Origin of the sequence: Shewanella sp. NFH-SH190041 (assembly GCF_024363255.1) — a bacterium.
Lineage (GTDB): Bacteria > Pseudomonadota > Gammaproteobacteria > Enterobacterales > Shewanellaceae > Shewanella.
On the sequence record NZ_AP026070.1, the window covers coordinates 2,793,219 to 2,808,611 of the forward strand.

A 15,393-nucleotide genomic window follows, 5' to 3' on the forward strand; every position below is an offset into this window, starting at 1 on the left:
TTTTTTGCCATAAAAAAACCGCCCTAAGGCGGTTTTCGATACGAGAAATCAGTCGCTTATTGATTTGCTTCCGCCAGATACAACCAAGTGTCAATCACGGTATCTGGGTTCAGAGAAACAGTATCAATGCCCTGCTCCACCAACCAAGCGGCAAAATCTGGGTGATCCGATGGTCCCTGACCACAGATGCCAACATAAGCCCCTTTCGCCTTGGCCGCTTTAATGGCCATGGCCAGCAAGGCCTTAACGGCATCATTGCGCTCATCAAACAGGTGGCTGATGATTCCAGAGTCACGATCCAACCCCAGTGTCAACTGAGTCAAATCATTGGAACCAATAGAGAAACCATCAAAGTGTTCAAGGAACTGATCGGCCAACAAGGCATTGGAAGGCAATTCACACATCATAATCACCCGCAGCCCATCCACACCACGCTCAAGTCCACGCTCGCGCAGCAGTTCAATCACTTGTTCCGCTTCGGACAGAGTGCGAACAAACGGGATCATAATTTCCACATTCTTCAGCCCCATCTCGTTGCGAACCCGCTTAATGGCTTCACATTCAAGCGCAAAGCAGTCACGGAAGGATTCTGAGATATAACGGCTGGCACCGCGGAAGCCCAGCATCGGGTTTTCTTCTTCCGGCTCATAGCGATCACCACCGACCAGATTAGCGTATTCGTTTGACTTGAAGTCAGACATACGCACAATCACCTTCTTCGGATGAAATGCCGCCGCAATAGATGCAATGCCTTCCACCAGCCGGGCAACATAGTATTCCACTGGGGAATCATAACCGGCGATCATCTCGATGATCTCTTCTTGCAATGCTGGTGTCTGGGTATCAAATTCCAGCAACGCTTTCGGGTGAATACCGATCATACGGTTAATGATGAATTCCAGACGCGCCAAGCCAACACCTTCGTTAGGCAGACGGGCAAAATCAAAAGCCCGGTCCGGGTTACCCACGTTCATCATAATTTTCATCGGCAGATCAGGCATGGCATCGACACGACTAGAGACCACATCAAATGCCAATTTACCTTGGTAGATATAACCGGTATCGCCTTCAGCACAAGACACTGTCACTTCCTGGCCATTTTCAATCCGCGCAGTCACATCACCACAACCTACAACAGCTGGCACTCCCAGTTCACGGGCAATAATTGCCGCGTGACAGGTACGGCCACCTCGGTTGGTAACAATGGCACTGGCCCGCTTCATGATAGGTTCCCAATCAGGATCCGTCATATCGGTGACCAGTACATCACCTGGTTGGATCTTGTCCATTTCATCGATTGACTTCAATACCTTAGCAACGCCGCTACCGATTTTGTGGCCAATCGCCCGACCTTCAGCAATCACGTCGGCACGATGCTGCAGATGATAGCGCTCAATTAACTGCACATCTTCACGGGAGCGGACAGTTTCAGGACGTGCTTGCACGATATACAAACGACCATCATTGCCATCTTTGGCCCATTCGATATCCATTGGCCGACCATAGTGCTGTTCAATGGTCATGGCCTGCTTGGCCAGCTCCATCACTTCTGCATCACTGATAGAGAAGGTGCGACGCTGCTCTGCGGCCACATCTTCAATTTTCACCTGCTTACCGTGGGAAGCATCATCCGAGTACACCATCTGGATAAGCTTGCTACCGATATTACGGCGCACAACAGCTTTGTGACCGGCAGTCAGGGTTGGTTTGTGTACATAAAACTCATCCGGGTTCACTGCACCCTGTACAACCATTTCCCCTAAACCGAAAGAAGAGGTAATAAAGACCACATCATCATTACCCGATTCAGTATCAATGGTGAACATCACCCCGGAAGCAGCTTTGTCAGAACGCACCATACGTTGAATACCGGCAGATAAGGCAACACCGCGATGATCATAGCCCTGATGCACTCGGTAAGAGATGGCACGGTCATTAAAGAGGGAAGCAAAAACATGCTTGATAGCAACGAGAACGGCATCATAGCCTTTCACGTTAAGGAAAGTTTCCTGCTGACCCGCGAAGGAAGCATCGGGCATATCCTCAGCAGTAGCAGATGAACGAACAGCGAAAGAAGCGTCGAGGGTCTCAGCGGCCAGTTGGTCGTAGGCTTCATGAATGGCCTTTTCTAATGCTGGCTGGAATGGGGTATCAATTACCCACTGTCTGATCTGTGCGCCAGCTTTGGCGAGTGCATTCACATCGTCCACATCCAGGCTGTCGAGGGTTTCATAGATCTTTTGGTTAAGCCCACTTTGTTCAAGAAATTCATTGAACGCGTGGGAAGTTGTCGCAAAGCCACCAGGTACTTGAACACCGGCATTGGAAAGATTACTGATCATCTCCCCAAGAGAAGCGTTTTTGCCACCAACGATGTTGACGTCGCCCATGCCTAATTCCTGGTACCAGAGTACATATTGCTGCACAGTTCTATCTCCGCATGTTTATTTCAGTGGCCCCTTCACACGAGGGCAGCGGCATTTTACACTCCACCAAAGTAAGCGTAAATGTATAATTTTATTTGTAATTTTATTACTACAAGAGGCACAAATGGCTCGTAAAGTGTTTTATATTTCCGACGGCACCGCCATTACAGCAGAGATTTTTGGCCATGCGGTTTTATCGCAGTTTTCACTGGACTTTGAGTCACTTACTATTCCGTTTGTCGAAAATATTGAAAAAGCTCACGCGGTAAAAAAGCAAATCGATGATTGTTTTATTACCACAGGTGAACGACCTTTGGTGTTTCATTCCATCGTCAAAGCCGATATTCGAGACATTATTTACTCCAGCGAAGGATTGGACTACGACTTTCTTAACACTTTTGTTGCACCATTAGAACAACAATTAGGAGTCAAAGCCTCACCGGTACAACACCGTACCCATGGCATGGCAAATGCCGGGTATGAATCCCGAATCAACGCCATTAACTTTGCGATGGAAAATGATGACGGTCAGACCATGAAGCATATGGATAATGCTGACATTATTCTGGTGGGGGTCTCCCGCTGCGGTAAAACCCCTTCCAGCCTGTACCTGTCAATGCAATTTGGTATCAAAGCGGCCAATTATCCCTTTACCGAAGATGATATGGATAATCTGCGCCTACCCGAAGCGCTCAAACGCAATAAACATAAACTGTTTGGCTTGACCATTGACCCTGCCCGGCTGCATGAAATTCGGCAAAGCCGCATGGAAAACAGCCGATACTCATCCATGCGTCAGTGCCGTATTGAAGTCAAAGAAGTGGAGATGCTCTACCGTAAAGAGCGCATTCCCTTTATTGATACCTCCAACCACAGTGTGGAGGAAATTGCGGCCAAAATTATTGATAAAGCGGGTCTGAAGCGACATATGTTCTAAACAGTTAGCACTAATCTGTAATATTAGGAGAGCCTGCTATAACGGCAAGCTCTCTTTCTTTTTATAGCACTGTGTGGTGGTTGATTATCAGGCGCTATTTCACCCAATGTAGTGATTCCAGCAATAGCAGGCTAACTTCAGCGTACCAGCGCTGTGAATTATATTGGTCAGGATTTTTCTCTGAAAGCCAGCAACGACCCGACGGGTCAATACTATTACGGCTACGGCACAATTTAGTAACCCAGTTGCCGATTATTCCTGCAACAGACACTGTGTTAGTAACAGGGATTGGTTATAATCCATGTCAAATCTGGCGAGCTATCGCCCTGAATGTATACCCGGTATATTGAATGACCATTAAAACAGATGAATTACGTACATCTTTACTCTGTAAAGTGATCTCCCCGGCCCAGTTGGCGGCGGAATATCCTTTGACGCAGGAGGCTGCCGATTACCTGGTGCAGCAGCGCCGGGAGGTTGAAGCTATCTTAACCGGGCAGGATCAACGCCTGCTGGCCATTGTTGGTCCCTGCTCCATCCATGACACCCAAGCCGCGCTGGATTACGCCAAACATTTAGCTGAGCTACATCAGGAGTTGAAAGACGACTTATGCATCCTGATGCGGGTTTATTTTGAAAAACCCCGTACGACTGTTGGTTGGAAAGGCCTGATTTCAGATCCCGATCTGGACGGTTCATTCAGTCCCAATAAGGGGCTGCGTCTCGCTCGCCACCTATTGCAGCAAATCTCTGAGCTAAAATTGCCTATAGCTACTGAATTTCTTGATATGGTCAATGGCCAATACATTGCGGATTTGATCACCTGGGGCGCTATCGGTGCCCGTACCACAGAGAGCCAAATTCACCGAGAAATGGCATCGGCCTTGTCTTGTCCCGTGGGATTTAAGAACGGTACTGATGGCAATATTAATATTGCGGTTGATGCCGTGCGCGCAGCTCAAGCTCCCCATATCTTTTACTCTCCAGATAAAGACGGCGCTATGGCGGTATATCGCACCCATGGCAACCCATATGGCCATATTATTCTTCGTGGCGGGAAACAACCCAATTACAGCGCGGAAGATGTAGCTCATACCCGTGATCATTTGGTCAACGTCGGTCTAACACCTCGAATTGTGATTGATTTCAGTCACGGTAACAGCCAAAAGCAACATAAACGCCAATTGGATGTCGCCGACAGTGTGATGGCACAAATGCGCAGCGGTGACACCACCATCGCCGGTATTATGGCTGAAAGTTTTATCAAAGAAGGCAACCAGAAAGTCTGCCCGGGTACTGAACTTGAGTATGGTAAAAGCATTACCGATGCTTGCCTTAATTGGGATGACTCAGAGTCCTTACTGCGGGCTCTGGCACAAGCATCTCGCGAGCGCATGACTAAACTGCAAACTGCGGCATCAGAATAAATAACTTTCCGTAAAATATGCCGCTACCATAAACTGGTGTAAAAAATAACAATAAAAAAACCGCCCTACTTGGCGGTTTTTTTATTCTCTGTCATGTTTAATCCGTTAATTTAAACCATTAACGCTATTGCTCTGCGCCGCGCTTAACTGGCAACATCGGAACGATGAGCACTGCCCATCTTAAAATAACCTATCCCGTTCTTTGTTTGATTCTGTCTATTGCCGCACATCACTTAAGCAATTGGGCCGACTGGCATACAGATAAACTTTTCTGTTACATTGACCTTACCTTCACGCGCCACAAAAAATCAATTACTAAGCCATGAAGCTGGAAAACCTACATATTATTATCGCGGATGATCATCCGCTCTTTCGTCAAGCGCTACAGTTAGCCTTAAATCAGGGATTCAACCACACCCATTGGTATGAAGCTGAAAGTACTGACGCATTGCAAATACTGCTGGGACAGAAGCAAGATTATGATCTGGTGTTACTGGATCTACAGATGCCAGGAGCCCATGGGTATTCCACGCTAATTCACCTTCGAGCCAGCTACCCTGAATTGCCTGTTGTGATGATCTCGGCCTATGAAGATGCGCAAACCATCAGTCATGCACTACACCATGGCTGTGCTGGTTTTATTCCCAAATCGGCTGATATGACCACCTTAACCCAAGCATTAGAAGCCATTCTATATGGCGATATCTGGTATCCCCCGGAGATCACATTACTTGATGTAACGGATACGCCGACAGCAGATAAATTAGCAGAGTTGACGCCACAGCAATATCGGGTGCTACAGATGTTTGCGGCAGGACTGCTGAATAAGCAAATCGCTTATGAGTTAGCCGTATCTGAGGCAACAGTGAAAGCCCATGCTACAGCAATTTTCCGTAAACTGGGGGTGCGCAGCCGCACCCAAGCCGTTATTGCCCTGCAGCAGCTAGAACTGGGTAATAATACGTCACAATAAAGGCGGTAAGTTAATCCGTCTCTTGGTGGCAAGATCCCGCTAAATGCCCAGAAAAACTATTGCACCAGTAAGATGTGACTTAAAGATAAAGACTGTGAAATTTAAGTTGGCGGGCAATGAAACTGGCAGTAAAACCTGTCCCCGGCGCATATCCCGGCATGCGAATAAGTTCAAATGGATAGCCTTTGACCTCTGCCACTCGCCGACATTGTTGCTGCTCCCGTGCAGCAATATCCCCATAACTACTGCCACTTTGATACAGCAGTATCGGTAATTGAGACAAAGAGAGATTCAATAACTCTGTCACATCATATTGTTGCCAACTACTCGAATTATCTCCCAACAGTACTGACAATAAATCACATAATGCTGGGTATTGTGCAGGCTTAAAGATAGGATCAAACCCAGATACGGCGCAGTAGCGTTGTGGGTTGCTTAGCCCCAGAACCAATGCCCCATGAGCCCCGACGCCAAATCCCCCCACGGATCGCCGATCATTTACCGGGAAATGGGTCTCAATCAGTTGTGGCAATTCATACTGCAGGTAATCAAACAAACGAAAATGCTTTGCCCATGGATTTTGGGTCGCATTGACATAACATAACTGAGGCTGCATTAGCCCAAGCTGAGCTGATAACGCCACTAACCGAGGAACACTACCAGGAGCAACGCCCACCAATGCCACCCCCAATTTTGCCGCATGCTGCTGGGCAGTGTAAGTCGCAAACAACGCCCGATCATCCTCCCCACTGTCACACAGCCAATAAAGCACAGGTACAGGATGCAGTTTTGCCTGAGGAGGCAGGTAAATACTGAAGCAAACTTCGGCGTTCAATATGACCGAGCTATGACGAAACCGTTTCTGCCAACCATCGAAACAACGCTCAGCGGTAAGCTCAGCAGTAATCATCTCACTGCCTCAAGGCTGATTTGAGTGCCCGAAAAAACAACTCGGTTGCGCCCCTGTCGCTTAGCCTGCACCAAGGCCGTATCAATTTTATTAAACCAATGTTCCCATTCAGCAGATAATTGCTGCCCAGTCAGTACCGGAGATGCGCCGACTGAAACGGTAACAGGCAAACAGCCCCCTTTGCGCGCAAAGGGTTCCAAGGCGACTAGGTCTTTTAAACGCTCTAACACCCGTTCGGCGGCATCTGGCTCACCAATAGCCAGTAAGAGCAAAAACTCCTCCCCACTCCAGCGCACCAAGAGATCTGATGAGCGCAGCGCCGCATCCACACGGTTACTGAACTCAACGAGTACATCGTCTCCGGCATCAAAACCATAAGTGTCATTAATCTGTTTAAAATCATCCAAATTAATCAAGGCCACCACATATTGCCCTTGGCGACGACTCACTGCGAGCTCAGCCAACTGCTGTTCAAACTGTCCTCGACTACATAACCCGGTTAGCTCATCACAGCGGCGCTGATGGCATCGGTTGTCACTGTCATCTCGGCGCAAGCGAAAATGAAATAAGCGCAAATAACGTCCTAATGCCAATATCGTCAGCACGGCAATAAGCAACAGAGTTAACAGCAGCACATCCTGTTGCAAAGCACTGACCTGCTCTCGAGTTGCAGCCAGCTCAGCCGCTAATGCCTGCTTTTCTTCCTGGGCAGAGACAGTAGGCAAAGTTAATGATGTTCCCCCGCTTCCCCCTAAGTTTTCAAGTCCATTTCCAGCAGTGATTAACTGAGGAGAAAGCACCTTAGCCATAAGATGAACATTGCAGCAAAAAAACAGCAAAAACACTCTCAATACAAAGTGAAAACCTTTCAACCCAGCCCCCGAAATCATCACGCAGTCAAAAAAAAGCAGGCCAAAATGCCTGCTTTTGAGTATAGACAGCCATACAGCATTACGATGTCAATAAACGGGAAATCAATGCTCGTAATGCTGCAGGCCGGATCATTTTAGCCATATAGTGATAGCCGCGATGTTGCATATCTTCGATCAGAGCCTTATTGGTGTTAGCCGTCAATAATATACCTGGGATCTGCTGACCGTAACGCGATCTAATGGCATCCATGGCATCTACTCCGTTTTTCCCCAGATCTAAGTGGTAATCCGCCAGCATAATATCCGGCGACATCCCCTTAAGCCCTAGCTGGATCATGGCCTCATCCAAATCCCGAGCACAAACCACCTGACATTGCCAACGGTTAAGTAAACTGCCCAAGCCAGCCAAAATAGCATCTTCATTATCAATACATAGCACTTTCACACCTGCTAAGGATTGAGGTGACACCAGCGCCGATTTGCTTGACTGCAACTGAGGTTGCAAGCCTAAAGGCACTTTCACCGAAAATACCGAGCCCCGGCCTAATACAGAGGCGACATCAATTGGATGCTGCAATACCCGGCAGATACGGTCAGCAATGGCAAGCCCTAACCCTAAGCCCCCAGAAGCTTTTACCTGTGGCGTATCAAGACGGTGAAACTCCTGAAAGATCTCGGCCATTTTTTCCGGTGCAATGCCGCAGCCAGAATCCAGTACCTGAATTTCCAGCACACCGCTGCGGCGACGACAGCCTAGTAACACGCGGCCGCCCCGAGCATAACGGTAGGCATTAGTCAGAAAATTCTGCAACACTCGTCGCAAGAGCGCCGGATCGGTCTGCAAATAACCACTGGCAGGCACATAAGAAAATTCAATGCCATGACCTCCAGCCATCGCCGCAAATTCCACCGCTAAACCATCAAGCAACTCAGTGACCGCGACTTGGCGTAAATTCACTTCCACATTGCCCGAGTCCAAACGGGAGATATCCAGCAGATCGCTTAGCAATTCACCAGCCGTTTTTAAAGCACTATTAACATGTTGCAATGTTGTATTTGCCTCTTGGTCAAGCCCGGGATATTGCGCTAACGAGGCGGTAAATAGCCGGGCTGCATTAAGAGGCTGCATCAAATCATGCCCCACCGCAGCGAGGAAACGACTTTTAGACGCATTAGCCATCTCCTCCTGAGCCTTAGCTTCCAGCAGTTCACGATTTAGCCTAGCCAATTGTGTAGTACGGGCATTAACGCGACTTTCCAGAGTCTCATTGATTTCCCGCAAGGCCTGTTCCTGCTGCCGATATTGGGTAATATCACTGAAGGTCATAACAAAGCCGCCACCGGGCATGGGATTCCCCTGAATTTTAATCACCCGCCCGTCGCGTCTGTGCCGCTCTGAAGTATGAGCTGAGCCTCGCCGCATATGAGCAAGGCGCCGCTCAACCTGCTCAGCAACGTCTCCTGCGCCACAAAATCCACGCTCAGCATTAAAGCGGATCACATCAGCAATGGGCATTCCCGGCCGTAAAAATGTTATCGGATAACGGTACAACTCTGCATAACGGTTGTTCCATGCCACTAAGTTTAAATCGCCGTCAACCACACTCATACCATCACTGGCATGCTCAATGGCACCGCGTAACATATCTTGACTGAGCATAACTTTTGCAGAAGCCTCATCCACCAAAGAGAAGACTTCATCTAATGCCAAATCACGTCCCTGCAGCACAGAGTCTAATACCAGCGCCGCACTGGATGCCCCAAGCACACTGGCAAGCAGATATTCGGTATGGGCGATTAAAGCGGGGTCTGCCGGACGGTGCTGATTATCACTGTCGACAGCTTCGGGCAAAAATTGACTGAAACTCTGATAGGCCCGGCCGGGGGAAACAAAACGGCTGGCTAAAATCAGTAAATCCTGCTGGGTAACAGAGCCACTTCGGCGACCGGTTTTTAGCGCCCCGGGTGTGACAAAACTACTGGCTTGGATCCGCTCCAGCACGCCCGCCCGCAGCCCAAGTGAGCCGCCAATATAACAGATGATATTCACGCACAGCGCCAATAAGGCATCCAATACCGTCGGATTAATCCCGCTAGGTTGTCCTGCACCCAGCGCTGTCACATCAGATATCAGCAATAATGCCCACAGTCCAAAACCAGCCCCTAATCCAAGCAACACTCCGGCCCGATTACCCTGCTGCCAGATCAGGCCACCAATCAATGCCGGTGACAGTTGCGCAAATGCTCCAAATGACAGCATGCCCAGTCCCGAGAGCGAATCACTGCTAGCAAACAGCAGGTAACTGGCATACCCCAGCAGCAAAATGGCAATAATGGCTAAACGACGGCTATTGAGCAGCAAACGAGAAAACTGGCGAAAATTTTTCTCGCGGATAATGCCAAGGCGCAACAGCAGCGGCAGCAACCACTCATTACTGATCATAATGCTGATAGTCACCACAGCGACAATTACCATTCCGGTGGCTGCCGATAATGTGCCCAGCAACGCAACTATCGCCACTGTCGGCATATCCAGCGCCAAGGGTAGATTGATAACATAGGTGTCTGCCGCCACACTGCGACCCAGTAATACCTTACCCGCCAGCGCCAACGGCGCAACAAACAGCGCAAAGAGTAAAAGATAAAGCGGCAATACCCAGCGGGCACGGCGTAATACCGCCTCACCCGCGCACTCCACCACGGTGACATGAAACTGCCTTGGCATACAGATAAAGGCCGCCATCCCCAATAGCAACTCCGGCAGCAGCCCAGTGATGTTTAACCTAGCCGCCGGTAATAATTGTCGCTCTGTTGCCTGCTGAAAAATCTGTAGGGGAGAATCAAATACCCCAAAACATATCACCAGACCCACCAATAAAAATGCTGCCAGTTTAACCAAGGATTCAAAGGCAATGGCGAGCATCATCCCGGGATTATGTTCAGTAGCATCAAGTTTGCGGGTGCCGAATAAAATGGCAAACAATGCCAAAATCAGCGTGATCAGCAGTGGCAGCATCGCATTGCTTTCCAACGCCACGCTGGGCTGAAATAATCCCAACGCAAAAACCATGGCTTTAAGTTGTAGCGCAATATAGGGCATGATCCCTAACAAGGCGATCAAGGTCACCAATGCCGCCAATAATTGGGATTTACCATAGCGGGCCGCAATAAAATCAGCCACTGAGGTAATATTTTGCGCTTTAGCAACCAGCACCATTTTGCGCAGCAAACCAAAACACAGCGTAAAAATCAGTATCGGCCCGAGAAAAATCGGCACAAAAGACCAAAGATCCTCCGCCGACTGCCCCACAGTACCGAGAAAACTCCAAGAAGAGCAGTATACCGCCAGAGACAGACCATAAATGGCGACCTGTCCACCAGGCGCAATGCGATGAACAAATCGCTCAGCCCCCCAAGCCAGTAAAAACAGCAGGGCGCCGTAACATAACGCAATTAATGCCACAAACAGGGTCAGATCCATCTTCTTTTTATCCTGATAACCTTGGCAGATATCGCCAAATTGACAGCAGTTATTGTGCGTTAAAACCGTAAAGCGCACCAGATTGCTTAATGCTTTCCCCTCAAGCGAATTCAAGGTATCACTCTGAAAAACAACACACTATACCAAGGTCTAATGGTGCGTTACCCCTCGCCAGCGGCATACTCTGATCCCAAGGTGCAGTATCGCCTACTTCGCAGCACAAAGGCGGCCTCAACACAATTATTACCGCCGGCATCGACTGCATATGGCCTATATTTACTGCCAGTCATTCGCGCACATTTACAGCAAAGGAAGCCCCTATGAGCACGCCGTCCCGCTATCCAATTTTGGATACCATTGCCGCCAACGCCCATATTAATCAGGAACAATACCAGCGTATGTACCAGGAATCAGTGGTAAATCCTGATGGTTTCTGGCGCCAGCACGGGCAGCGGATAGACTGGATCACCCCGTTTACCCAAGTTAAGGCCACCTCGTTTGATGACCATAACCTTTCCATCAAATGGTTTTATGACGGTACATTGAATGCTGCCGCTAACTGTCTCGATCGACATTTAGCTGATAACGGAGATACAACGGCAATTATCTGGGAAGGTGATAATGCCGATGAGCAACGTCGTCTGACTTACCGGGAATTACACGAAGCGGTATGCCGCTTTGCCAATGCATTAAAAGGCCAAGGGGTACGCCGCGGGGATGTCGTCACCCTGTATATGCCCATGGTACCGGAAGCAGCAATCGCTATGCTGGCCTGTGCTCGGATAGGCGCAGTGCACTCAGTTATTTTTGGCGGTTTTTCCCCCGATGCGATTGCCTCGCGCATTATTGATGGCAAATCTAAAGTGGTGGTCACAGCGGATGAAGGCTTGCGAGCCGGACGTACCATTCCCCTTAAAGCCAATATTGATCAAGCATTAACTCGAGCCGATGTGGATACGGTTGAGCGGGTGATTGTGCTACAGCGCACCGGTGGAGACATCAACTGGCAAGATGGCCGAGATATCTGGTGGCATGATGTCTGTACCCATGCATCCAGCCATTGTGAAGTCGAGGAAATGAATGCAGAAGATCCGCTATTTCTACTCTATACCTCAGGCTCAACCGGCAATCCTAAAGGCGTGCTACACACCACAGGTGGCTATTTAGTGTATGCCGCGATGACCCATGAATATGTGTTTGACTACCGCCCGGGGGAGATTTATTGGTGCACCGCGGATGTTGGTTGGATCACCGGTCACAGTTATATGGTCTATGGCCCGCTGGCCAATGCCGCAACGATTCTTATCCATGAAGGCGTGCCCAATTACCCCGGCCCATCCCGACTGGCAGAGATGATTGACCGCCATCAGGTCAACATTCTCTACACCGCTCCAACGCTCATTCGCGCTTTAATGGCAGAAGGGGAAGCCCCATTTAACCAGCTTGATGGCCGCTCGCTACGCATTATGGGCAGTGTTGGTGAACCGATAAACCCGGAAGCTTGGCGCTGGTATCACGAAGTGATTGGCCATGAACACTGCCCAATTGTTGATACCTGGTGGCAGACTGAAACCGGCGGCATTTTGATCAGCCCATTACCCGGGGCAACAGAAACCAAGCCCGGGTCAGCAACCAGACCCTTTTTTGGCGTGCAGCCAGCCTTAGTTGATAACAGCGGCACCATTTTAGAGGGCGAAGCTGAAGGCAACTTAGTACTGCTTGACTCTTGGCCCGGGCAAATGCGCACCGTATATGGCGATCACGACAGATTTGCGCTGACTTATTTTAAAACATTCCGGGGTATGTACTTTACTGGTGATGGCGCACGACGGGATGAAGATGGCTATTACTGGATTACCGGGCGGGTAGATGATGTGATTAATGTTTCCGGACACCGCTTGGGTACTGCAGAAGTGGAAAGTGCCCTCGTTGCCCATGAAATGGTGGCTGAGGCAGCCGTGGTTGGCTATCCCCATGATATCAAGGGGCAGGGGATCTATGCCTATGTCACCCTAACCAAAGATGCCGAGCAATCAGAAGCTTTGCGCGCAGAACTCCGCCAATGGGTACGCAAAGAAATCGGCGCGTTGGCAACGCCGGATCTTATCCAATTTGCTGGCGGACTCCCCAAAACCCGCTCGGGGAAGATTATGCGCCGTTTCCTACGCAAAATCGCTGCGAATGAGATAACCAATCTTGGGGATTCTTCTACCCTAGCCGATCCTGCAGTCATAGAACTATTGATTGCCAGCCGGCTCAACCGACCTGGTTAATTGTTCCCAACTGGGGAGTCGAGTTACCCGCAGGCTCCCCTTTTTTCTCTTATCTATGCCATCGCTATATCTGCCAGTTTACACATCCCAGCGCAATACATGCTTGCTAACGCCCCTCCAAATGATTGCGGCTCACTTATCCTTGTGGAAAATTTCAGGAAAAGCGCGCTCAATACAATGTCATTAGCAGGTAATTTTACTGCACAGTCAATGACTCCCGGCTGTGGTACACTGAGCCAATAGGCAATCTATACCCCACATCAATTCACCTTCAAGTAGCAGAAGTAACCCGTGGCTAATATTATTCTTCGAGACTATCAGCAGCAGGCCGTCGATGCCACGTTGCAGCATTTTCGTCACTCGACAGCATCTGCCGTGTTAGTACTCCCCACCGGCGCGGGGAAGAGTCTGGTTATTGCTGAACTGGCCAGAATCGCTAAAGGCCGGGTGTTAGTTTTAACCCATGTTAAAGAGTTAGTGGCACAAAATGCTGAAAAGGTTGGGTTAATGACAGATGCCGCGGGTATTTATTCCGCGGGTTTGGGACAGAAGTCCACTGACGATAAAACGCTAGTCGCCAGCATTCAATCTGCCGCTCGAGCACGAGAAAAGTTCACCACACCATTTTCCTTGGTGATTATTGATGAATGTCATCGGGTCAGTCTGGAAAAAGACAGCCAATACCAACAATTGCTGCAACATCTCAAACAAATCAATACCAATATTCGCATTTTAGGGCTTACCGCCACGCCATATCGTCTGGGGCTGGGCTGGATTTACCGTTATCACTACCATGGTAAAGTAGGCACCCCGGATAAAGCAGTATTTGAAAAATGTATTTTTGAACTGCCGCTGCGGCCACTTATCAAGCAAGGCTATCTTACTCCACCAACCCTATATGATGGCTTAGAAGCACAATATGATTTCAGCCTGCTCCAAGCCGGTGAACATGGTCAGTACAGCGAGCAACAGATTGATTCACTACTGAGCCATTCAGGTCGGGCAACTAAAGCGATTGTCGGTCAAATACGTCTATTGGCACAGCAGCGCCGCGGCGTCATTATCTTTGCGGCCACAGTGCGTCATGCAGAAGAGATTATGACACTGCTGCATGGAGAGTCATCCGCGTTAATCACCGCACAAACAGACAATGATGAACGGGATCGTTTAATCAATGCCTTCAAAGCTCAAGAGATCAAATTTCTAGTCAACGTGGCCGTACTCACCACGGGGTTTGATGCGCCCCATGTTGATTTTATTGCGATTTTACGACCGACAGAGTCAGTGAGTTTATTTCAGCAGATGGTTGGTCGAGGTCTGCGACTGGCACCAAACAAACATGATTGTCTGGTGATTGACTATGCCGCTAATGGTTTTGATCTCTACTTTCCTGAAGTTGGACAAGCTAAACCAGATAGCAAGTCTGTGCCAGTACAAGTGCCTTGCCCTGCATGCCAATTTGCTAATATTTTCTGGGGGTTGGTTGATGATGATGGCGATATTATCGAGCATTTCGGCCGCCGCTGTCAGGGATTAGATGAACACAATCAGCAGTGTAGTTATCGATTTCGTTGTCGTATTTGTCCAGATTGCGGAGCTGAAAATGATATTGCGGCGCGAGTATGTAATAGCTGCCAGTCGACCTTGGTGGACCCCGACACCCACCTTAAACAGGTACTGGGAAAACAGCATCATCATTTGTTCCGCTGTCAGGATATGTTGCTGACAGCAGAAGCACAGACATTAGTAATCACTTACCTCGATATTGAAGGGAATGATTATATTCGTAAATTTAAGATGGAAACACCGGCGCAGATCAGAGCCTTATATGCGCTGTTTCTTCATAGCCACAATAAAACGCCAGGGATAAAACTGCCAAAATTGCAGCAACCTACCGATGTGATTGCAATTGCGGATCATTTCCGACATCCCGACCTAATTTTGCTAAAAAAAGGGAAAAAAGGCTGGGATTGGCTACAGGCATTTTTTGACTATCAGGGCCGTTACCAAATCGATAAACGTCAGTATGCAACCTCTTGACGGTATGGTATAACTTCGCCTTAGCAAGGGTGACGGGGATCAAAAACCCGGCCT

At 48.9% G+C, this 15,393-nt stretch carries 9 protein-coding genes; 5 read left to right on the forward strand and 4 right to left on the reverse strand.

Annotated elements, in window-relative coordinates:
* Window positions 1–56: 56 nt before the first annotated feature.
* On the reverse strand, window positions 57–2,426 hold the full coding sequence (gene ppsA / locus NFHSH190041_RS12385; RefSeq protein WP_261922128.1) for a phosphoenolpyruvate synthase: 2,370 nt from the start codon (window positions 2,424–2,426) through the stop codon (window positions 57–59).
* A gap of 124 nt (window positions 2,427–2,550) precedes the next feature.
* On the opposite strand from ppsA, the gene NFHSH190041_RS12390 reads away from it, so the two are divergent.
* From NFHSH190041_RS12390 to NFHSH190041_RS12400, 3 genes are all read left to right on the forward strand, one after another.
* Entirely contained in the window at window positions 2,551–3,363 is an 813-nt protein-coding gene (locus tag NFHSH190041_RS12390; RefSeq protein ID WP_261922129.1) for a pyruvate, water dikinase regulatory protein, read from the forward strand.
* A gap of 350 nt (window positions 3,364–3,713) precedes the next feature.
* Window positions 3,714–4,790: a 3-deoxy-7-phosphoheptulonate synthase gene (locus tag NFHSH190041_RS12395; RefSeq protein WP_261922130.1), complete on the forward strand. Its 1,077-nt coding sequence runs from the start codon at window positions 3,714–3,716 to the stop codon at window positions 4,788–4,790.
* A 322-nt stretch (window positions 4,791–5,112) separates the two neighbouring features.
* Window positions 5,113–5,763, forward strand: coding sequence for a response regulator transcription factor (locus tag NFHSH190041_RS12400; protein WP_261922131.1), 651 nt, complete (start codon window positions 5,113–5,115; stop codon window positions 5,761–5,763).
* A gap of 79 nt (window positions 5,764–5,842) precedes the next feature.
* Here the strand turns inward: NFHSH190041_RS12400 and NFHSH190041_RS12405 are convergent, their stop codons facing one another.
* From NFHSH190041_RS12405 to NFHSH190041_RS12415, 3 genes are all read right to left on the reverse strand, one after another.
* Complete coding sequence (locus tag NFHSH190041_RS12405) at window positions 5,843–6,673, reverse strand: alpha/beta hydrolase-fold protein (protein ID WP_261922132.1); 831 nt, start codon at window positions 6,671–6,673, stop codon at window positions 5,843–5,845.
* Window positions 6,670–7,482, reverse strand: coding sequence for a GGDEF domain-containing protein (locus NFHSH190041_RS12410; protein ID WP_261922133.1), 813 nt, complete (start codon window positions 7,480–7,482; stop codon window positions 6,670–6,672). The genes NFHSH190041_RS12405 and NFHSH190041_RS12410 overlap by 4 nt, the downstream gene beginning before the upstream one ends.
* Before the next feature lie 142 nt (window positions 7,483–7,624).
* Window positions 7,625–11,026 (reverse strand): NahK/ErcS family hybrid sensor histidine kinase/response regulator, encoded by a 3,402-nt coding sequence (locus tag NFHSH190041_RS12415; RefSeq protein WP_261925116.1) that lies wholly within the window; start codon window positions 11,024–11,026, stop codon window positions 7,625–7,627.
* 320 nt (window positions 11,027–11,346) lie between these two features.
* On the opposite strand from NFHSH190041_RS12415, the gene acs reads away from it, so the two are divergent.
* On the forward strand, window positions 11,347–13,299 hold the full coding sequence (gene acs, locus NFHSH190041_RS12420; RefSeq protein WP_261922134.1) for an acetate--CoA ligase: 1,953 nt from the start codon (window positions 11,347–11,349) through the stop codon (window positions 13,297–13,299).
* A 291-nt stretch (window positions 13,300–13,590) separates the two neighbouring features.
* Window positions 13,591–15,339 (forward strand): DEAD/DEAH box helicase, encoded by a 1,749-nt coding sequence (locus tag NFHSH190041_RS12425; RefSeq protein ID WP_261922135.1) that lies wholly within the window; start codon window positions 13,591–13,593, stop codon window positions 15,337–15,339.
* Window positions 15,340–15,393 lie beyond the last annotated feature (54 nt).